Below are 18,790 nucleotides of genomic sequence, written 5' to 3'. Positions count from 1 at the left end.
TCGATGATGGCGGTGGTCGCATGCCCGGGGGGCGTCGCGGTGTCAGGCATGGGCGCCGTCGGCCGTGCGGGCGCTCCGGCCCAGGGCGTGCTGTACGCGGTCGGCCAGTGTCACGGCCAGGTCGCCCCAGCGGGTGGCGGTGTCCGCCGGAGCGGTGTCGGGGAGCACGGGGGTGGTCGGGTCGCCGAGCAGTCGGGCGGCGGCGGTGTGCAGCGCGTGCCGGTCCGCGGCGTCCGCCGGGTCCTCGGGGCGAATGTCCAGTTCGGCTGCTCGTCGTCCGGTGAGCGCCCCGGCGGCGGCGAGCAGCTGCACGGCCGCGAACCGGGGGTCGCCGGGTGGGACGTCGAGGGTCCAGGCGAGCGGGACGCCGTCGGCGGCCAACCGCCCCTGGAGCAGAGTCAGCTCGCGCCGGTCGCCCACGATGCGGGCCGGGGGGAGAGCGCGTGCGCAGGATCGGGCGGCCAGTGCTCCGGCCGCCTCGCCCACGGCCCATTCCCCGTGGTGCACGCGGTAGGCGGAGGCGGCGACCTGGGTGGCCCCCAGGTTCTTCGCGGCGGCCAGCAGGTTGTCCGGTTCGGCGGCGACCAGCGAGGAGAGCGGCACCTGGAACGGGGCCGTGGGGGCGTACGCACTGGCGGGGTGGCCGATCCTGCTGTGGAGGTCCATGTGGTACATCGCGAGGCCGCCGGAGTCGGGACGGTTCGCGGCCCGCGCCCGGCCGGGGACCGGCTCCAGGTCCTGCTGGCGGACGGGGGTGGCGGTCCGCAGTCGGCGTGACTCGCGCAGGTAGGGTTCTTCGGCGTAGCCGTCGGGGGTGCCCGCGACGTGCGGGGCGAGGGTCAGCTCCGGGTGGCCGTGGCCGCCGTCGTCGCGGGGGCATTCGGTGCGCAGCCAGTGCAGGAAGGCGGCGGAGAGGCGCTTGGCCTCGGTGTACGCCTCTTCGGGGTGGTCGACGGAGGAACGGTCGGCGTAGTCGTTGCCGGCCCAGTTGATGAGGGCCGCGTCGGGGCCGCCGAGTACCGCGCCGTCGCGCAGCCGCCGGTAGGTCCAGAACGGCGGGTGGCCGTCGGGGCCTTCCTCGAACATCCGGTAGCGGTGGGGGCGGTCGTCCCAGCCGGCGATCTCCAGGGTGAACGGCTGGCTGTCACGCCACCGTTCGTACCCCTCCGGCGGTGCTCCGACCGGGAGGGAGGGAGCGGCTTCCGGAAGGTGTTCGACGACGAAGCCGACGGTGCAGGACTGCACCGCGTCGGGGCGGGGGCCGCCGGGCAGGGCCAGCGACTCGCCGTGGGCGTCGCGCCCCTCGGAGCCGACCGTCCAGGGGGCCCCGGCCAGGGGAAGCAGGTCGCCCGCTTCGGTGGCGTCGCAGAAGACCTCGGCGAACAGTTCCGTGTCGGGCGCCGCGGCTCCGTCGGCGCGCAGCCGTACAGAGGTGAGGTGCCGGCCCTCGCGCCGTACCGATCGTGGGGTGACGCCCCTGAGGATCGTCAGCCGGCCGGAGGCGATGTGCGGTGCGAGGAGTGCGTCGATGGCGTGCTCGGCGGCGGCCGGCTCGAAGCAGAGCCTGCTCACCCAGCCGCCGCCGGGGTTGGCGAGGCCGCCGTACCGTGCGCGCACGAGGTCGCGGAAGGCACGGTAGGAGGCGGAGACGCCTCCGGTCTCGACGTGGGGGTGCTCGTCGAGGGCGGGGACGAGCTGGGTGGTGGCCTGGCCTCCCAGTCGGTGGTGCCGGGCCGCGAGGACGACACCGCGGCCGGCGCGGGCGACGGCGAGGGCGGCGGCCACGGCACCGAGGCCGGACCCGATGACGGCGACGTCGGTGTGGAGGGCGCGGGCGTCGGGGGCGGGCTGGTTCACCGGGTCTCCTCGGCGGTCGTGGTGGAGGGGGCGGTGGCTGCGGGCGTGCCGGTCGCCGGTGCCGCGAGGCCGGTGGTGACGTCGAAGTCGGCCTCGAAGGTGCGTCGCCACGGCAGGTGTACCGATCCGGGCGTAATCCGGGCGTGGAAGCCGGGGAGTTCCTCGGCGTACCGCGTCAGGCCGGTGACGAGCCGGTCGAGGACGGGGTCGGCGTCGGAGACGTGGTCGTGGCGGCCCGGGACGCTGCCGAGTTCGGTGCGGAGGTCGGCACGCACCCGTGTCATGTATCCCCGGTCCTCGATGAGGCGGTGGGCCAGCAGGTCGAGGTGGGCGCGGGCGTCGAAGCGGCCGGTCCGCCGGGCGGCCACTGCGGTGACCGCGTGGGCGACGGCGGTGCCGAGGGTGTTTCCGGCTGTGTTCCATCCCGCGTAGGACGTGAGGCGGTGGGCCAGGCCGGTCGCCAGCAGGGCGTCCACGAGAAGGGGGTCGGACCCGTTGGGCTGGGCGCAGTCGGCCACGGCGACGCTGTGCCCGGCGCGCAGAAGCGCGGCGGCGCGGCCGGCGAGTGCCCGGGCCGTGGTCTCAGCGGCAGCGTGGCGGGCGTTGAGAGGGCCGGCGGCCCAGTCGCCGTCCCCGTCGGGGGTGTGGACCAGGAGGTGCAGGTCGGGGTCGGGGCCGTCGTGAACCGTGGCGCCGCACGCCTCGATCTGCCCGGCGGCGGTGTGGCCGACGGGCACGTTCTCGTACGGGGCGACGCGGGCGAGTCCGTGCGGGTCGATGGCCTCGATCCGTACGGTGACGGGCCCGCCGCCCAGCAGGTCGAGCAGGGTGCGGGCGACGAGGGTGGCGGTGGCCTCGTCGGCGCCGGGGCGCACCGCCACCCGGTCCTCGGCTTCGAGGCGGGTGCGCCAGTGCCGCAGCTGCTGGAGTTCGGCGGTGGCGAGGGCCCAGGGGGCGGTGTCGTCGGCGCCGACGACCAGGCTGTCCAGGACGCCGGCGGCCGCGAGTTCGAGCGCGGTGAGGTTGAGCGCGTGGTTCCGCAGGCGCCGTCGGGCGAAGTCCGAGCGCACGGTCCCGGGCACGGCTTCGCGGGCGGCCGCCAGCTCGCCCGGGTGGGAAGCCGTCGGCCGTTCTCCCCGGTGGAGTGCGGCGGAGAGGCGGTGGAGCGCGGGGCCGTGGGGGTCCCAGTACTCCGGCTCCTCCATCGCGTCGTCGGAGTCGGGGGTCCGGGTGATGAGCGTGACGGCGTGTACCGGGGTGCCCGTGGCGGCGATCTCGGCGAGCACCTGCCAGCGGGCGGTGACCTCGGCGACCGTACGGGGCTGCGTGCGCGAGGCGATGAGCCCGCCGTGACCGAGCGTCTCCAGGCTGACCACCGCGGCGTCGGCCTTCGGCGCGGCCCTGACCAGCCAGTCGCCGAGCGCGTCGGCGTCGCCTGGTTCCCGCAGCCGCGGCATGAGCGCGGCGGGCGGCAGCAGCACTTCGGCCCCGGCCACGGCCGCGATCTGCGCGGGCAGCCGGGAGCAGGCGGGGCGCTCGTCGAGCGGGAGCAGGGCGACGCACAGGGGCTGGCGCGCGGGGGCGGCGCTCACGGGAGTTCCTCGTCTTTCGAGTCGTGCGGGGGTTCCGCGGTTGTCGTCGGCCGTGTCGCGGTCGGTGTTCAGCGGACGGCCGGGGGGACCGGGCCGTCGTACGGGGCCGTGCCGCTGTACGAGGCCGCGCCGAGCAGGACCGCGTCGGCGCCGAGGCCTGCCCGTACGACACGGGTCCCGCGCAGCAGCGGAAGGGTCCGGACGGCGAGTTCGGCCCGGGCAGCCTCCTCGTACCAGGGGCCGGCGTGGAGGACCCCTCCGGCGAGGACCACCACGTCCGGATCGAGGGTGCTGACCACTCCGGCGAGCGCGGCGCCCAGAGCCCTGCCTCCGCGCCGCAGGACCGCGCGGGCCGCCGAGTCCCCGTCGGCGGCCGCCGCACCGACCCCCCGCAGGTCCCGGACCTCGGTGTGGGCGGCGTCGCGGCGGAGCAGAGCGGTCATCGCCGGACCGGAGGCGACGGCTTCCACGTGTCCCATGGCTCCGCACGGGCACCGGTGCCCCTCGGCCTCGGCGACCGGGACGTGGCCCAGGTGCCCGGCCGCTCCGCGGCTGCCTCGTACCACCGTCCCGTCCAGTGCGATCGCGCCGCCGATGCCGGTCCCGGCCATGACGGCGACCGCGCTGCGCGCACCCCAGGCCGCTCCTGCCGCCAACTCCCCGGCCAGGAAGGCCTGGACGTCGCCGAGCAGGGACGTGGGGGCGCCCAGCGCCTCCTCGAGGAGGGCCGCGAGCGGAGTTCCGGCCCATCCCGGCAACGCCTCCGTGGCGGAGGCGATGGTGCGGCCGTCCGGTGCCACGACTCCTGCCGTGCCGACGCCGATCGCGGTCAGCCGGGCCCCAGCGGCAGCCGGTTCGGCCAGGGCCCGTACGGCGAGTTCCCGTACGCGGCCGACCACGGCCGCGGCGCCCTCGGCGGCCGGGGTGGCGGCCGTGGCGCGGGCGAGGAACCTGTTCCCCTCGTCGAGGACCGCGACGGCTGTCTTGGTGCCGCCGATGTCGATCCCCAGCCGTACCGGCGGCCCGTGGGGAACGGAGGCGGTCCGGGCGCCGGGCCCGGTCCACGATCCGGTCGTGCGAGTCGTCATCCCCGGCGCTCCCTGCTGATCGTGAGGCGGTAGTCGTAGCGGTCCGCGCGGTAGAGGCTGACGGCCCGTTCGACGGCCCGGCCGCGGATGTCCCGGGTGACCCGCTCGACATGCAGGGCCGGGAACTGCGGGGGGACGTCGAGCAGCGCCGCCTCGCGCGGGCCCACGACGGTGGCGCGGATGGTCTGGTCGGCGGTCTCGGGCGCGGCGCCGGCCTGTTCCAGCCAGCTGTACAGGCTCTGCGGTTCACCGTGCTCGACCAGGCCGGGTACGAGTGCCTCGGGCAGCCATACGTTTTCCAGGCACATCGGCTCGCCGTCCGCCGTGCGCAGGCGTTCCAGGTGGACCACCGGCGAGCCGGGGGTCAGGAACAGGTCACGGGCGCAGTCCAGGTCCGCCTCGGTGCGCTCCAGGACCAGGAGGCGGCTGTCGGGGACCATGCGCCGGCCGCGGATGTCCTCGGAGAACGAGGTGAGGTGCAGCGACTTGCTGATGGTGGCGGGGTCCGCGACGAAGGTGCCGGCACCCTGCACGCGGTAGACGCGGCCCTCCTGGGTGAGCCGCTCGACGGCCCGCCGTACGGTCATCCGGCTGACCGAGTAGCGCTGCATGAGGTCGCGTTCGCTGGGCAGCGCCTCGTGCGGTGCGAGACCATCGTCGATCAACGCCGCCAGGGCGGTGCGCAGTGCCTCGTGCTTGGGTTCGCGCTCGGTCCCCGGGCCGGTGCTCGTCACCGTGCCGCTGTCCGTCGCCGCGCTGCCGTTCGTCCCCGTGTCCGTGTTCATCCCTTGACCGCCCCTTCGCCCACGCCCCGGAAGAAGTACCGCTGCAGGGTGAAGAAGAGAAGCAGCAGCGGGACCACGGCAATCATGGTGCCCGCGGCGACGACCCGCTGGTCGTTGGTGAACGTGCCGGAGAGGTACTGGATGCCCACGGTCAGGGTGTAGTGGGCCGGGTCCGACAGCACGATCAGCGGCCACAGGAAGTCGTCCCAGGCGAAGACGAAGCTGAAGATGGCGACGACGGCGGTGGTGCCGCGTACCGAGGGCAGGGCGATCCTCGCGTAGCGCTGCCACTCCCCCGCGCCGTCCAGGACGGCGGCCTCCTCCACCTCGCGGGGCAGGCCGAGGAAGGCGTTGCGGAAGAGCAGGATGGACAGGCTGGTGACGGCCAGCGGCAGCATCACGCCGACGAGGGTGTCGTTGAGGCCCAGCGAGCGCATCATCAGGAACTCGGAGACCATGATGCTCTCGAACGGGATGATCATCGTGGCGAGGAAGATCCCGAAGGCGATCCGTCGTCCCCGGAACCGCATCCGGGCCAGGGCGTAGCCGGCCAGGGATCCGAACAGGCAGTTGGTGACGGCGCAGCCCACCGCCACGAGGAGTGAGTTGAAGGCGTACGAGAGGACCGGGACGGTCCGGGCGGCCGACGCGTAGTGGTCCAGGGTGGGCTCGTGCGGGAGCAGTTGGGGCGGGTAGCCGAAGACGCTCTCGCCGGCGCCCTTGAGCGAGGTGGACAGCTGCCAGAGGAACGGTCCGACCGTGACGACCAGGACGACGAGGAGCAGCAGGTACCGTACGCCGGTGCCTCCGGCCGCGCGCAGGCGCAGCGCACGCGGCTTGGGCGTGACCGGAGCGGGTGCCTCGCGGGGGGTCGGTGCGGACGGGTGTGCGGGGTCCGCGAGCGGGATCGTGGTGGGGGCGCTCATGCCTGCCGCTCCTGGGAGTTGAGGCGGGTGACGAAGACGGACAGGCCGAGGGTGCCGAGGAAGAGCGCCAGGCTCATGGCGGAGGCGTAGCCGGCCTCACCGCCCAGGCCGAGCCCCGCCTCGCGGATGGTGTAGACGAGGGTGCGGGCCTCGCCGCCGGGGCCGGCGCTGCCGTCGCTGAGGGTGTAGACCTCCGCGAAGACCTTGGCCGAGGCGATCGCGGAGAGGGTGGCGACGAGGACCATGGTCGGGCGCAGCAGGGGCACGGTGACGCTCGTGAACCGGCGTACGGGTCCCGCGCCGTCGACCTCCGCCGCTTCGAGCAGCGAGCGCGGGATGTTCGCCAGGGCGGCCAGGTAGACCACCATGTAGTAGCCCAGGCCCTTCCACACGGTCATGGCCATGGCGCTGAACAGCAGCAGTCGGGAGTCGGTGAGGAAGGGCAGCGGCTCGGCGACGAGGTGCAGGGCGCGCAGCAGTGAGTTGACGAGGCCGTCGCTGGACAGCAGCCAGGACCAGATGAGTCCGGCGACCACCATCGAGGCCACGACCGGTGAGTAGAACACCGCGCGGAAGAAGCCGATTCCGGCGATCCTGCGCTGCACCAGGACGGCGACGAGCAGGGGCAGCACCACCATCAGAGGGACCACGACCACGACGTACAGAGCGGTGTTGCGCAGCGACAACCAGAACGCGTCGTCCGACAGCAGCCGTCGGTAGTTGTCGAGGCCCGTGAAGTGGCCGCCGCCGAGGGTGCTGGCGTCGGTGAAGGAGAGGACGACCGTGTTGCTGAAGGGGATGAGGAAGAACGTCACCGCGACGGCGAGCGCGGGGGCGAGGAACAGCCAGGGGGCGTACCAGCGTCGGCCGGTCACGGGTCCTCCACGGTGTGCGGGTGGGGCGGGGCCGGCGGCAGGGGGTTCGCGTCCCTGCCGCCGGGGTGGGCTCGGTGGCTCCGTCGGAGCGGGCCGGTGCGGGCGGCTCCGACGGAGGTGGTCCGGCTCGGTCAGCCGGTGATGGCGTTCGCCGCCTCGACGGCCTCGTCGAGGGCCTTCTGCGGGCTGAGCTTGCCCTGGAGGGCGAGCTGGACCTTGCCGATGACGGCCTTGGTGACGCGCTCGTCGTACTGGACGGGGACCAGGTTCCGTCCCTTGGCGATCTGCTCGGCGGAGATCTTCCGTGCCCGGGCCTCAACGGATCCGTCGCCGGCCGTGGTGAAGTAGGGGTCCTTCAGCGCCGCGGAGACGCTGGGGAGCACGGTCACGATCTTGCTGAACGCGAGCTGGTTCTCGGCGTTGGCCAGGTAGGAGGCGAAGGAGACCGCCGCGGCCTGGTTCTTGCTGGACTTGGGGACCAGCAGGCCCATGACGGACATGTTCGTCGCCCCTGAAGCTCCGGTGATCTGCGGGCCGACGCCGGTCTGCTCGGCGATCTTCGGCGCGTTCTCCTTGATGATGGTCAGGAAGTTGGGACCCGAAGGCAGGACGCCGATGCGACCGGCCTGGTACGCCTCGGTCGACTTGCTGTGGTCCTGGGTGATCGAGTCCTTCGGGAAGACGCCCTTCTCGTAGGCGTCGACGAGCTTGCCGAGGTAGGCGGCCGCTTCGGGGGTGTTGAACGTCCACTTCTTACCCGACTCGTCGAGCAGCGGCACGCCCTGCTTGGCGAGGTCGGTGATGAAGCGGTTCTCCAGGGCCGGGTGGAGGCCGTACGACTTCCCCTTGCCCGCGGTGGAGAGGCCGGCCCCGGCGGTGAGCAGTTCGTCGAAGGTGGCCGGGGGCTTCGCGGGGTCCAGGCCGGCCTTCTCGAAGAGGTCCTTGTTGTACATGGTGACCTCGGAGGTGAGGTACCAGGGGATGCCGAAGGACCCCTTCTTGCCCGGGACGGTGAAGGCGTCCCAGGCACCGGGCACGTAGTCGGCCTTGATGTCCTTCGCCACGGTGTCCATGTCGACGAACAGCCCCTTGGCCTCCAGAGCCTGGGCGAACTGCGGGTTGAGGTTGACGACGTCGGGGAGGGTGCCGGCGACGGCGTTCGCCGTCATCTTCTCCTGGGCTCCGGCGAAGGGGATGTCGACCCACTTGACTTCGACGTCCGGGTGCTTCTTCTCGTACGAGGCGATGACGCCCTCGATGTACTCCGTGAACGTCGGCTTGAGTTGCAGCGTCTCGAAGGTGACGGTCCCCTTGAGCGCGCCTCCGGAGCCACTCGCCTGCTGGGCGCCGGCGTCGCCGTCCGTGGAACCGCCGAGCCCGCAGGCGGTCGAAAGGGCTCCGAGGGCGAGGGCGACAGATGCGAGACGAATGCCTCTGCTGGAGGGCATGACGCTCCTAGGGACGATCCGGACACCAGCCGGAAGGGGGAAGAGAGGCCGGGGCGAGGGCCACAGCGCGAGCAAGTGGTCCGTACCACTTGCGAGCTAGAGTTTGCTGAGGGTCGGCCTGCGCGTCAAGAGGCCGCAGCACGTTCTTCTTGCGGCCCGTGCCTTCGGAGCCTTCGCCCCCTCCCGCCGACCGGCGGGAGAACGTGACCGCAGGTCTTGCCTTTCCACACCGGGCCATGGGTTGATGTGCGCCGTCACCCCACCGAAGGGAACACTCCGCATGCCTCTCGTCCCCGGTCGACGACGTCTGCTGCTCGCCGCGCCGGCCGCTTTGGCCGCCGCGCTCACGGCCCGTACCACTGCCCTCGCAGCACCTTCTTCAGGTACGAACCACTTGTCGGGCGCTTCCGTGCCGGGCACCACCATCACCGAAGGCCAGTGGACGCCGGGCACGCCCACGGCCCCCGGCCCGACGGTCGTCAGGGAACTGCTGCGGCCGCTGCCCGGCTCCATGGCGGGCCCGGAACTCGTGGTGTCCAACAACCCGGAGACCGTCACAGGACCCGGCTGGCTCATGCAGCACGCACGCACCACCAGCACCCGCGGCGGCAGCGCCCGCGCCCTCTCCGGAACGTTCCCGCTGTACCTGTACCACCAGAACAGCACGGGCGGCACGGCATGGCTGCACGTCCTGGTCTCCAACCCCGGAACCTCCACCGTCACCGTGAGCGCCCGGGGTTCGGCGTGGACGAACGCCGACAAACCCCTGGTCCAGGATCCGGCGGAGCGCGCCGGTACGGGCCCCTACTACGCCACGTCGGCCGACTGGGTCACGGGGAGCCTGCGGAGCTACCTCTCCCCCACCTCGGTCGGGCCCAAGAAGGTGGTGCAGGCGGCGCGGATCCCGATGACCGGTTCGATCCTGGACGGGCTCCTGGAGATCACCGCGAGCGGCGGGGTGTACACGTACACCGTGGTCACCACCGACGGCAGCCTCACGACGGCGATCAACCTCTCCCAGACCGACGGCGCCGCCGCGCCGGGCAACATCATCGGCCAAACGGAGACGACGTACGGTCGTGAGGCCGGCGTCTACGGCGGCTCGCACTGGTCCACCGGTCGCACGACGATCGACGTCCCCGCGGCCGGCAGCCATCTGGGGCTGGCCCTGAACACCACCGTCCGCCAGGTCGCCGCCCTGGACCAGACGGTCCCGGCCACCGCCGCGCTGCGCGACTCCTCCCAGCGCAGCTGGGGCAATTACGGCGCCCGGTACTCCATCGAGCTGGCCCTGCGCAATCCGTCGGCGCAGCCGCGCACCGCGCGCCTCGTCTTCGGCTCCAACGTCACGGGCTCCGCCGACGTGCCCGGCAACACCTGGAACGGGGCGATGGCCGTCTCCGTCGACGGCGCCGCGCCCGGGATCCAGACGGTGTACGTACGCCCGACCGTCCCGCGCGACACGATCGGTACGTACGCACTGCCCGCCGGCACGACCCGGACCGTCACCCTCGACTTCGTCGTCCCCGGCCTGATCACCGCGGGTTCGCAGTTGCTGCTGGAGAGCGTGGCGGGGTAGCGCGCCGGAACGGGACGGCGCGCGACGAGGTGACCCCCGGCGCGCGCCGTCCCGTTCTGTTCCGTGCGTCGCCCGCAGCTCGTGACCGGGGTCCCGTTGTGGAGGTTGTCGTCGGGGACGCCGCTCACGACGCTGCGCCGGTAGCCGCATGCGAGGCGGGTTCCGGCAAGAGAACCGCGGTGCCGAAGGCCCACCCGCCTTTCGAGCGGGTGACCCCGATCCGTGCGGCCGAGCCGGGAGCGGCGGCCGCGGCGGGGACCGCCGCGTGCAGGCGGGCGAAGACGGCCTCGTTCGGTGTCGGCCGGACCGCGGACACGGCGCGGGCGGGTGCGGCGAAGACGAGCGCAGTCCGTGACCGCCCGTCCGGCCCGTCGGGAGGCGAACGGAGAAGCACCGAACGGCACCGGCCCCGACGTGCCGTGCTGCTGCCGGCGCACCGGCCCAAGGCCGTCGACCAGGCACGACGCCGGAATCGCGAAGCGGGCGGACAGGTTCACGAACCGCCCGCCCAGCGCTCTTCGGGAACACAGAGCGCACGCCTCACGAACGGCAGGGTCCGCCGGACGGCAGCACTGCGCGGAGCACGCACGGAACGAGCCGCCTGACAACACATCACCACAGGCTGTCGCACGGGGAAGAGGGCCGCTACGTCCGAGAAGCCCGCGGCGCGACCCGCGAACGGTCGGAGGTCAGGCGCGCGCCACCGGCAAGGCGTCCGTGCACACCAGCACGGGACGTGAACCCCTCCCCGGGGAGGTCGCCTCACGGGGCTGCGGAACGATGGACAACCGCGTCAGCGGAGATCTCGCTCGATACGTCCTCGCAGGCAGCAAACCCCTTTCGGATCAGTCGCCTTGAGGGCTCCAGAGGGTTGACCGACCCCTGGGGCACTCGTACGGTCACGACTGAAAATAGTTGCTGTCATTTTCGGCAACATCTTGCTCCATCGAAGCAAGCAGGAGGAAGCATGGCCCGAAAGCTCGTGGCCGCTGCACTCGCCCTCGTGGCGGGAGCCGCTGTGGCCGTCACGGGACCCGCCCCGGCCCAGGCCGCGCCGCCGGGGGTCAAGGACGTCACCGCGGTCCTCTTCGAGTGGAAGTTCAGCTCGGTCGCCAAGGAGTGCACCCATGTCCTCGGCCCCGCCGGCTACGGACTCGTGCAGGTCTCCCCGCCGCAGGAGCACATACAGGGCACCCAGTGGTGGACCTCGTACCAGCCCGTCAGCTACAAGATCGCCGGACGGCTCGGCAGCCGCACCGACTTCCAGAACATGGTCAACGCGTGCCACACCGCCGGAGTCAAGGTCATCGTCGACTCCGTGATCAACCACATGTCCGCGGGCTCCGGCACCGGCACCGGTGGCTCTTCGTACAGCAAGTACGCCTACCCCGGGGTCTACTCGACCCCCGACTTCGACAACTGCACGTCCCAGATCAGCAACTACCAGGACCGCTGGAACGTCCAGAACTGCGAGCTCGTCGGACTCGCCGACCTCGACACCGGCGAAGACTACGTCCGCGGCCGCATCGCCGCCTATCTGAACGATCTGCTCTCCCTCGGTGTCGACGGCTTCCGTATCGACGCCTCCAAGCACATGGCATCCGCCGACCTCGACAACATCAAGTCCCGGCTGAGCAACCCGAACATCTACTGGAAGCACGAGGCCATCCACGGAGCCGGCGAGGCTGTGCAGCCCAGCGAGTACCTGGGCTCCGGTGACGTGCAGGAGTTCCGCTACGCGTACGACCTCAAGCGCGTCTTCAACAACGAGCGCCTCGCCTACCTGAACAACTTCGGCGAGAGCTGGGGCTACATGTCCTCCGGCAAGTCCTCCGTGTTCGTCGACAACCACGACACCGAGCGCAACGGCTCCACTCTCAACTACAAGTCCGGCGCCGACTACACCCTCGCCAACGTCTTCATGCTGGCCTGGCCCTACGGCTCCCCGGACATCCACTCCGGCTACGAGTGGAGCAACATCGACGCCGGGCCGCCCAACGGGGGCACCGTCAACGCCTGCTGGCAGGACGGCTGGAAGTGCCAGCACGCCTGGCAAGAGATCAAGACCATGGTGGCTTTCCGCAACACCACCCGCGGCCAGGCAGTGGTCAACTGGTGGGACAACGGCTACCAGGCCATCGCCTTCGGCCGTGGCACCAAGGGCTACGTCGTGATCAACCACGAGTCCTACGGCATCAACAGGACCTTCGACAGCCAGCTCCCCGCAGGCAACTACCGCAACCTCCAGAACGGTGCCTGCGTCGCGGTGAACAGCAACGGCGACTTCACGGCCACCATCGCACCCCGGACAGCACTCGCGCTGCGCGCCGGCGCCACCTGCTGAACAACCACGGATCACCTTCCGACCCCCACCCCGAAGCGGCCGCCCGGGCTCCTCACCGGGCGGTCATCGTGCCTCTGCACGGCGATCACGCCCCTGGCCCCCCACGGGCAAGGGACAAACCCGCTGGACCCTGCGCCGGAAGACGACACGGCGCGGGTGAGCGCCTCGCCGGAGCGCCGGAAGACCTCCTCCGTGAGGGTCGACAGGAGGGCCGGTGAGGAGTCGAAGTACCGGTAGACGCTGGAGCGGGCCAGGCACGCGCGGGCGCCAACCGCCGCCGGCGTGACGGCGGCGGCGCCCTCGTCGACCAGGATGTCGGTCGCCGCCTCCTCGGAAAGGGCGGTCCGGCTCCCTTCACACCGCGCCGGACCCGTCGACGGTCCGACCACCGTGAATCCCGCAGATCCGGGCGACGCCCCTCACACCACGGCGACGCAAGGGGTGGGGCCGAGAATCACACGAGGCCCCGTCCTTCCTCTGGATGAGCGGCACGGCCGTCCAGGTCCGGTGGCCGCCGCTCGCCCGTCGCACCCGGGCCGCGGTTCCGCGCGACCCGCACGACGTCCTGGCGGAACCCTTGCGGATAAGGCTTCGGCACAACGGCGTCCTTCCCGCCTGCCCTACCAGGCAAGCCGGTTCAGATGCCACCCGATCGTGCGGCAGACCCGACATCAGGATTGCAGGCGACGAGCATGACGAAGAGGCTGGGAGGGAGCTTTCCCGGCGGGCCGAGTCCGTCGGCCCCGCGGCACTCGACACCACGGATTCGCGGATGAGGTCGGCGCGGCCGACCTGGCGGCCGTACTCCTCGACGAGGTCCGGGGGATGCGGCTGAGGTGGGGGCGTTCGCCTCCGCGGGTGGCGTGGGCGCCGGGCTGGTCGGGGCCGCCCGTGCGGAGCGCTTCGCCGACGGGGGCACGGGAGCGGGCCGTCGCCTCCTGCCAGAGGGCGAACAGTTCCCCGGGGGTGTCGTCGGGGGTGGACCTGTGGTCCCGGTCCGGGTCGCTCTCCCGGTCGGCGGTCGGCCGGGGGCACCGGCGGAGGTGCGGGGCCGGAGGCGCGCGAAGTCGCCGTCCTCGACGTGAGCGAGGTGCTTGAGCAGTCCGCCCGGAGTGACGGCGGACGCGCCGGCCGTCGCCCGGGACCCGGTCGCGTCCGGGCCGGAGCGCTTCCACGCCGGTGCCGCCCGCCGGCGTCGAGGCCGCCGAGGACGGCTGCCGCCTCGGTTCCGGCGAGCGGGGGGTTCGGGCCGGGCCTCCGCCGTGGACCCGATCATGGGCCCGGACCTCAGGGGCGCACGGCCGACGGGCGCCTGTCGCCCCCACGCGGATCCGCACGGGGCGGCGCGGGGCGGGTACGCGCGTACCCGCACGGGGCGGCTTGCACGGCGGGGCTCGCCGGGTCGCGGGGCTCGCCGGACAGCGCGGTCCGCCGGGTCGCGCGGTTCGCCCGCGCCGTGCCGTTCGGCCGTGCGCCTCAGCGCTCCCGCTTCCCCGTCTCCTCGGGGTTCACCAGATAGGCGGAGCAGTCGGGGTTGTGGCAGGGGCCGGGGGCCCACACGGGCACGAAGACGCCGAGCGTCTTGTGCCGCTTCTTCACGCTTCCGGTCAGGGGCTCTGCGCAGACCGGGCAGACGGCAGCCGCCCGAGGGCTCGTCTCGTGCTCGGTTTTACTCATTCTTTAATGATAGGGGGTGCCGGGTCTCCCTGGGCGGGCGGCGGCCGGCGGATGCTGAGGATCACGGAACCCGCGAGGACGACGACGATGACGGCGAGGCTGACCGGCGAGGGGATCTCGGGGACGGAATCGCTGATCATCTTGTGGGACGCCTGGAGGACGAGCTTCACGCCGATGAAGGCGAGGATGAACGCGAGGCCCTTGCTCAGGTAGTGGAAGCGGTCCAGGAGCCCGGCGAGCATGAAGTACAGCGCGCGCAGGCCGAGGATGGCGAAGGCGTTGCTGGTGTAGACGATGAAGGCGTCGTCGCTGACGGCGAGGACGGCGGGGACGCTGTCCACGGCGAAGATCAGGTCGGCCGCCTCGATCGCGGCCACCACCGCCAGGAGCGGGGTGGCCACCCGCCGGCCGGCTTCCTTGACGAAGAACTTCGTCCCCGCGTACTCGTCGCGGACCGGCACGACCTTGCGGAGCATCCGCACCGCGAAGCTCTTGCCCGGATCGAAGCTCTCCTCGTCGCCCTTGAGGAGTTTGTACGTGCTGTAGAAGAGAACGGCGGCGAAGACGAACAGCACGGCGGTGAAGCGGCTGACCACGGCCACGCCGAGGGAGAGGAAGATCCCCCGGAAGACGAGCGCGCCCATGACGCCGAAGAACAGCACCCGGTGCTGGTAGGCGCGCGGCACCCTGAAATAGGCGAAGATCACCGCGAAGACGAAGAGGTTGTCGACCGACAGGCTCTTCTCCAGCAGCCAGGCGGTGGTGTACTCCGTGCCCGCCGTGGTGCCCAGGACGAGGAAGACGACCCCGCCGAAGACCAGGGCCAGACCCACCCACAGGCCGCTCCAGGCCGCGGCCTCCTTGAAGCCGATGACGTGCGCGGTGCGGTGGGCGAGCAGGTCCACCGTCAGCGACACGACCACCGTCGCGGCGAACGCTCCCCACAGCCAGAGCGGGACTTCGGGCACACCTCTCCCTTCCCGGCAGTCGTCACCGGCGGATGCACGCCCCTCTATGGAATTCTGTGTCCTTTTCCTCCCCGCGGCGATCCGGAGGGGAGGACCGGTCCCGGCCGGGAGGACCGGCCGGGACGGAGGATCAGCCCCGGCGGGGCGGGCCGCCCCGCCCGCGGCGGCCGCGCGGAGGACGCTGGCTGCGGCGCGCGGCGGAGACGTCGTCGGCGTCGGTCGGCTGCGGGGAGGAGAAGGTGGCCTGCATGATCGCGGGCGGCACGGCGCGGGCCGGCGCGGGGGCGGCGCCCCCGGCCGGCGGAGCGGCGCCGGGGACGATCGTGGCGTGCGGGATGTGGGGGGCGCAGGCCTGGCAGACCTCGGTCAGGGTCCAGACGTCGCCCACCGCGCGGTTGTGGAGGAGGACGAGCAGGGTCCGGCCCATGCAGGTCACCCGGGTGCTGTGGTGGCGGCACTCGGCCGCGCCGCAGGCGCAGACGGCGTCGGGGCGCGGGGTGGCGGAGCGCGCGTGGGCCCGGACGTGCTGGTGCGCGAAGTCGCGCAGGGCGTTGAGGTCCTTGGAGCGCGGGGGCATCCGGCACGCGGTGGTGCTGCACACCACGGTGGCGGAGCGGTCGGGGTGTCCGGTGAGGCGGACGGTCCAGGTCCTGCCCGGTGGGCGAGATCCGGGGAGACTGCTCACTTCGCAAGTCCGTTCGATCGGTCGAGGAGTGACGGTTCTGTCCGCCCTCCGGGGTACGGGGTGGGGTGGCACCTGCGGTCGTACGGGCCCCCGGCCGAGCCTCCTGCGCGCTCGCCGCCGGACTCCGACGCCCCGCCGGCCGGGCTCGTCGCTGCCGTACCGGCCGGGGTCCAGACTACGGCCCGGCCCGGCCCCCGCCTAAGGGGGCGTCCCCATCGGTCCGGCCGCGCGCCCGTACGCGGGCGGCACGAGGGGACGGCTCTGCCGCGGGTTCACGTCGTGACGCGTCCTGCCGCCTTCCGGCTTCGGGCACCCGTTCCACGGGGCGGCGTGCCGCACGACGGCGTCGCGCGCACCCGAGCCCTGTCGCCTCGGGAGGGCATGCACCCGTAGGGGCGGACGGGGGTGCGGGCCGTGCCGGCGAGGGCCGGAAAGCGTCGGGGTTCGCGTTCGTGGCACCGGTGGAGACTCCGGCGGCCGGCACCGCGGCGGGACCGGATCGCCGGGGGAAGCAGCTCCGGCCGGAGCCCGATCTCCGTGTCGTCACCCGGCACGGAGGGGAGAACGGGTTCTGCCGATTCACCCGAATCGGCGGAGGAGCCGTCCCCTTCGACCACCTCGGACTCCGGTGGTTCCGTGCGTGCCGTTCCGACCGCGACATGATGACGCGCTCCGTCGGGAGGAGCTCACCGGTGCAGGGGCTCGATGATGCCGCCGCGGGCCGAGGAGGGGATCCCGGCCTTCTCAGTACAGCGTGCAGTAGACGACGCTCGGATAGGTCGCGGTGAACGCCCAGACGAAGGTGTTCAGCCTCATGGTGACCAGGATTCCGAGATGCATCACCAGCGCGAGCGCCAGGAGCCCGTACGTGACGCGCGGCTCGCCCACGAGGACGAGGGGGAAGGCGCACTCCAGCGCGATCACCCCCCACCCCGCGAGCCATGCCGCCCTGGGACGGGAGGCGACGACCGGACCGAGGCGGCGGTTTCCGTAGATCTTGGTGCCCAGGATCCCGCCGAGCGCCCGGCCGCTTCGCCACACCGGTGAGATCAGTTTGGCGAAGCCCGCGACGAAGTACGCGCAGCACGCCTGTGCCGTCACGAACCAGAGGAAGGAGCGCTGCGAGCCGTCGGTGCCGATCACCGCGGCGCAGAACGCCGCGACGAAGATGATCAACGAGAGCTGGTCCGCACCGTCGCTGCCGTACGGGGAGCGCGCACCGAGAAGAACCGAGGTCACCGCCACGACGCCGAGGGACAGAACGGCCGGAACCAGATCCCCGATCACCGTCGCCGTCGCCGCCGCCAGCCGCAGCACCACCAGCACGAGGACGTTCGGGTACCGGAAGACCAGATCCACGGCTCGCTCGGTGCGACGGGTCAACCGCCACGTCCGGCAGGATCGGCCGACCGGCCAGCCCGCGATCGCGTGGTCGGCCAGCAGGGCGGGGCGCGTGAGGTACTCCCAGGAAGAGATCACCACGCCCACGCCACCGATCGCGAGGGTGAGGCGTACCGCCAGTTCAGGGTTCACGAGGTCCGCTCCACGAATCGTCCTGGTGCTTGCGCCGAGGGAACATGCGTCTTCCGCCACGGGGATCCGACGGGGGATCAGTCGATCTCGTGCAGGGAAGAGACGAAGGCCACCGCGGGAACGGCCTCCTCGTAGGCAGAGCTCTTCTGGATGACGAGAGCGAACTGGGTGGCACACGCCTCCTCGGAACAGGGCTGCGCCGACACGTGCGCCAGGAGCGCCAGGTAGGGCGCCGACAGCTCGATCTCCTCCGGCCGGCCCACCCGGGACGCCAGCTCCAAGAGGCTCTGGGCCGCGTCGAGCAAGGCTTTGGCGTGCCGCCGGGCGGGATTCCAGACGGTGCACAGCGGCTGGCCGGTGGCATCGGCCCCGCCCAGCTCCCGCCACTGCGTGAGCCGGCCGTCGGCCGTACGGCAACGGCGGAGCAGTACGTAGTCCTGCGTACCGGGAGTCGGGGCGAAGAAGGTCCACAGCGGGATGAGACCGAACACGTCGTGCCTGCGGATCGCCGCCGCCACCCGCGACCGCCCCTGGCACACCAGGGTCAGGACGATCCACACGGAGCACACTGCCGCGAACCCGAGGCCGGCTGCCTCACGCATTCCGGTGCCTCACGCGTGGTGGTGGCCGAGCAGCTCGCGGCGCCGGTTCAGGAGCTTGCGGGCCGAGGCGGTGGGGCCGAGCTTCTCGATCTCCTCGGCCGACAGCGGAGCGTCCTGTTCGCTCGCACCCATCACCAGGCAGTAGTACGTCGCGTGAGTGATCTGTGCGAGCTGCTCCACGAATCCGGTCCAGGTGTCGCAGCAGTCGGCTCGGAGCGTGAGGTTCATTTCCAGCTGGTCGTCGGGCACCTGGTCCACCGCGGCGCGCTCGGCTTCGGTGAGCGGGGGCATGTGGCGAACCGCCACGGCGGCCAGACGGGCCGTGGTCCCCGGGACCAGGTGCTCGACCAGAGTCAGTTCGCCGGGTGACAGGCGGCCGCCGTTGTAGGGGTTCTCGATCGCCACCAGGCCCGCCTGGGGCGAGGGGAAGACGTGTGTGGCGAGCGTCCGGGCGCCATAGCGGATCGTGGCGAAGCTCTCCGCTTCGCGGAGCAGCCGGTAGGCACGGTAATAGCTCACCTTCTCGCGGGCGCGGAAGAGATCGGAGATCTCCTGCGCGAGCCGGAGGTCCTCCCCGGTGCGCTCCAGGACGGCCCCCCTGATCCGATCGAGCAGGGGCGCGCCCTCCCGGTCCAGGAACACCATGACGGATCCCGGTGGCGTCAGCATGCGCCGGGTGGGATCGCTCGGGACGTAATCGATGATCTCGATGCTGCTGGTCCGGAGTTCCCGCTCCTCCAGTTCGTCGGCTGCGAGTTGCAACGCCGTTGACCTGTCCATACGAGCAATCCGTTCTCCGAGGGCGTGGTGGGGACCAGTCTCGGCTCCCGG

General features: G+C 72.2%; 15 protein-coding genes and 1 pseudogene. 2 read left to right on the top strand and 14 right to left on the bottom strand.

Annotated features, from left to right (window positions below; genetic code table 11):
* Positions 1-42 precede the first annotated feature (42 nt).
* The 7 genes from IE287_RS23275 to IE287_RS23245 form a co-directional block, all read right to left on the bottom strand.
* The gene (locus IE287_RS23275; RefSeq protein WP_189851089.1) at positions 43-1,857 is read right to left on the bottom strand and encodes an FAD-dependent oxidoreductase; all 1,815 of its coding nucleotides are present in this window, start codon (positions 1,855-1,857) and stop codon (positions 43-45) included.
* A complete protein-coding gene (locus IE287_RS23270) occupies positions 1,854-3,449 on the bottom strand; it encodes a DUF4127 family protein (RefSeq protein ID WP_189851088.1) in 1,596 nt (531 codons plus the stop codon). The genes IE287_RS23275 and IE287_RS23270 overlap by 4 nt, the downstream gene beginning before the upstream one ends.
* Positions 3,450-3,517: 68 nt before the next feature.
* On the bottom strand, positions 3,518-4,537 hold the full coding sequence (locus IE287_RS23265; RefSeq protein ID WP_189851087.1) for an ROK family protein: 1,020 nt from the start codon (positions 4,535-4,537) through the stop codon (positions 3,518-3,520).
* A complete protein-coding gene (locus IE287_RS23260) occupies positions 4,534-5,322 on the bottom strand; it encodes a GntR family transcriptional regulator (RefSeq protein ID WP_189851086.1) in 789 nt (262 codons plus the stop codon). Before IE287_RS23260 ends, IE287_RS23265 begins: the two co-directional genes overlap by 4 nt.
* Positions 5,319-6,248 carry a carbohydrate ABC transporter permease gene (locus IE287_RS23255; RefSeq protein WP_189851085.1) on the bottom strand — a complete coding sequence of 310 codons (930 nt, stop codon included), beginning with the start codon at positions 6,246-6,248 and terminating at the stop codon, positions 5,319-5,321. Before IE287_RS23255 ends, IE287_RS23260 begins: the two co-directional genes overlap by 4 nt.
* The gene (locus IE287_RS23250; protein ID WP_229883665.1) at positions 6,245-7,123 is read right to left on the bottom strand and encodes a carbohydrate ABC transporter permease; all 879 of its coding nucleotides are present in this window, start codon (positions 7,121-7,123) and stop codon (positions 6,245-6,247) included. The genes IE287_RS23255 and IE287_RS23250 overlap by 4 nt, the downstream gene beginning before the upstream one ends.
* A 131-nt stretch (positions 7,124-7,254) precedes the next feature.
* The gene (locus IE287_RS23245; protein ID WP_189851084.1) at positions 7,255-8,571 is read right to left on the bottom strand and encodes an ABC transporter substrate-binding protein; all 1,317 of its coding nucleotides are present in this window, start codon (positions 8,569-8,571) and stop codon (positions 7,255-7,257) included.
* 394 nt (positions 8,572-8,965) lie between these two features.
* Between IE287_RS23245 and IE287_RS23240 the strand changes: the two genes are divergently transcribed.
* On the top strand, positions 8,966-10,150 hold the full coding sequence (locus tag IE287_RS23240) for a DUF3370 family protein (protein ID WP_189851083.1): 1,185 nt from the start codon (positions 8,966-8,968) through the stop codon (positions 10,148-10,150).
* 967 nt (positions 10,151-11,117) lie between these two features.
* Positions 11,118-12,494: an alpha-amylase gene (locus IE287_RS23235; protein ID WP_189851082.1), complete on the top strand. Its 1,377-nt coding sequence runs from the start codon at positions 11,118-11,120 to the stop codon at positions 12,492-12,494.
* A 137-nt stretch (positions 12,495-12,631) separates the two neighbouring features.
* On the opposite strand, the pseudogene IE287_RS39490 reads toward IE287_RS23235, so the two are convergent.
* The 7 genes and pseudogenes from IE287_RS39490 to IE287_RS23200 form a co-directional block, all read right to left on the bottom strand.
* Positions 12,632-12,820 (bottom strand): annotated as a pseudogene (locus IE287_RS39490) (TetR family transcriptional regulator); the annotation flags it as partial.
* Between the two features lie 1,150 nt (positions 12,821-13,970).
* Entirely contained in the window at positions 13,971-14,171 is a 201-nt protein-coding gene (locus IE287_RS23225) for a hypothetical protein (protein ID WP_189851081.1), read from the bottom strand.
* Entirely contained in the window at positions 14,168-15,139 is a 972-nt protein-coding gene (locus tag IE287_RS23220; protein ID WP_189851080.1) for a TerC family protein, read from the bottom strand. Before IE287_RS23220 ends, IE287_RS23225 begins: the two co-directional genes overlap by 4 nt.
* A 130-nt stretch (positions 15,140-15,269) precedes the next feature.
* Positions 15,270-15,824: a hypothetical protein gene (locus tag IE287_RS23215; RefSeq protein WP_189851079.1), complete on the bottom strand. Its 555-nt coding sequence runs from the start codon at positions 15,822-15,824 to the stop codon at positions 15,270-15,272.
* 744 nt (positions 15,825-16,568) lie between these two features.
* The gene (locus IE287_RS23210; RefSeq protein WP_189851078.1) at positions 16,569-17,357 is read right to left on the bottom strand and encodes an HTTM domain-containing protein; all 789 of its coding nucleotides are present in this window, start codon (positions 17,355-17,357) and stop codon (positions 16,569-16,571) included.
* Between the two features lie 77 nt (positions 17,358-17,434).
* The gene (locus tag IE287_RS23205) at positions 17,435-17,917 is read right to left on the bottom strand and encodes a hypothetical protein (protein WP_189851077.1); all 483 of its coding nucleotides are present in this window, start codon (positions 17,915-17,917) and stop codon (positions 17,435-17,437) included.
* A gap of 51 nt (positions 17,918-17,968) precedes the next feature.
* Positions 17,969-18,739 carry a hypothetical protein gene (locus tag IE287_RS23200; protein ID WP_189851076.1) on the bottom strand — a complete coding sequence of 257 codons (771 nt, stop codon included), beginning with the start codon at positions 18,737-18,739 and terminating at the stop codon, positions 17,969-17,971.
* Positions 18,740-18,790: the final 51 nt, after the last annotated feature.

Source organism: Streptomyces omiyaensis (assembly GCF_014650895.1).
Taxonomy (GTDB): domain Bacteria; phylum Actinomycetota; class Actinomycetes; order Streptomycetales; family Streptomycetaceae; genus Streptomyces; species Streptomyces omiyaensis.
The sequence above is the reverse complement of the archived record's forward strand: the minus strand, read 5'-3'. Positions and strand labels throughout refer to the sequence as shown.

What these genes read in the sequence shown, in the direction of transcription:
- IE287_RS23265 (WP_189851087.1), bottom strand. Translation starts at nt 4,537, where the DNA reads ATGACGACTCGCACGACCGGATCGTGGACCGGGCCCGGCGCCCGGACC.
- IE287_RS23260 (WP_189851086.1), bottom strand. Translation starts at nt 5,322, where the DNA reads ATGAACACGGACACGGGGACGAACGGCAGCGCGGCGACGGACAGCGGC.
- IE287_RS23255 (WP_189851085.1), bottom strand. Translation starts at nt 6,248, where the DNA reads ATGAGCGCCCCCACCACGATCCCGCTCGCGGACCCCGCACACCCGTCC.
- IE287_RS23245 (WP_189851084.1), bottom strand. Translation starts at nt 8,571, where the DNA reads ATGCCCTCCAGCAGAGGCATTCGTCTCGCATCTGTCGCCCTCGCCCTC.
- IE287_RS23235 (WP_189851082.1), top strand. Translation starts at nt 11,118, where the DNA reads ATGGCCCGAAAGCTCGTGGCCGCTGCACTCGCCCTCGTGGCGGGAGCC.
- IE287_RS23225 (WP_189851081.1), bottom strand. Translation starts at nt 14,171, where the DNA reads ATGAGTAAAACCGAGCACGAGACGAGCCCTCGGGCGGCTGCCGTCTGC.
- IE287_RS23200 (WP_189851076.1), bottom strand. Translation starts at nt 18,739, where the DNA reads ATGGACAGGTCAACGGCGTTGCAACTCGCAGCCGACGAACTGGAGGAG.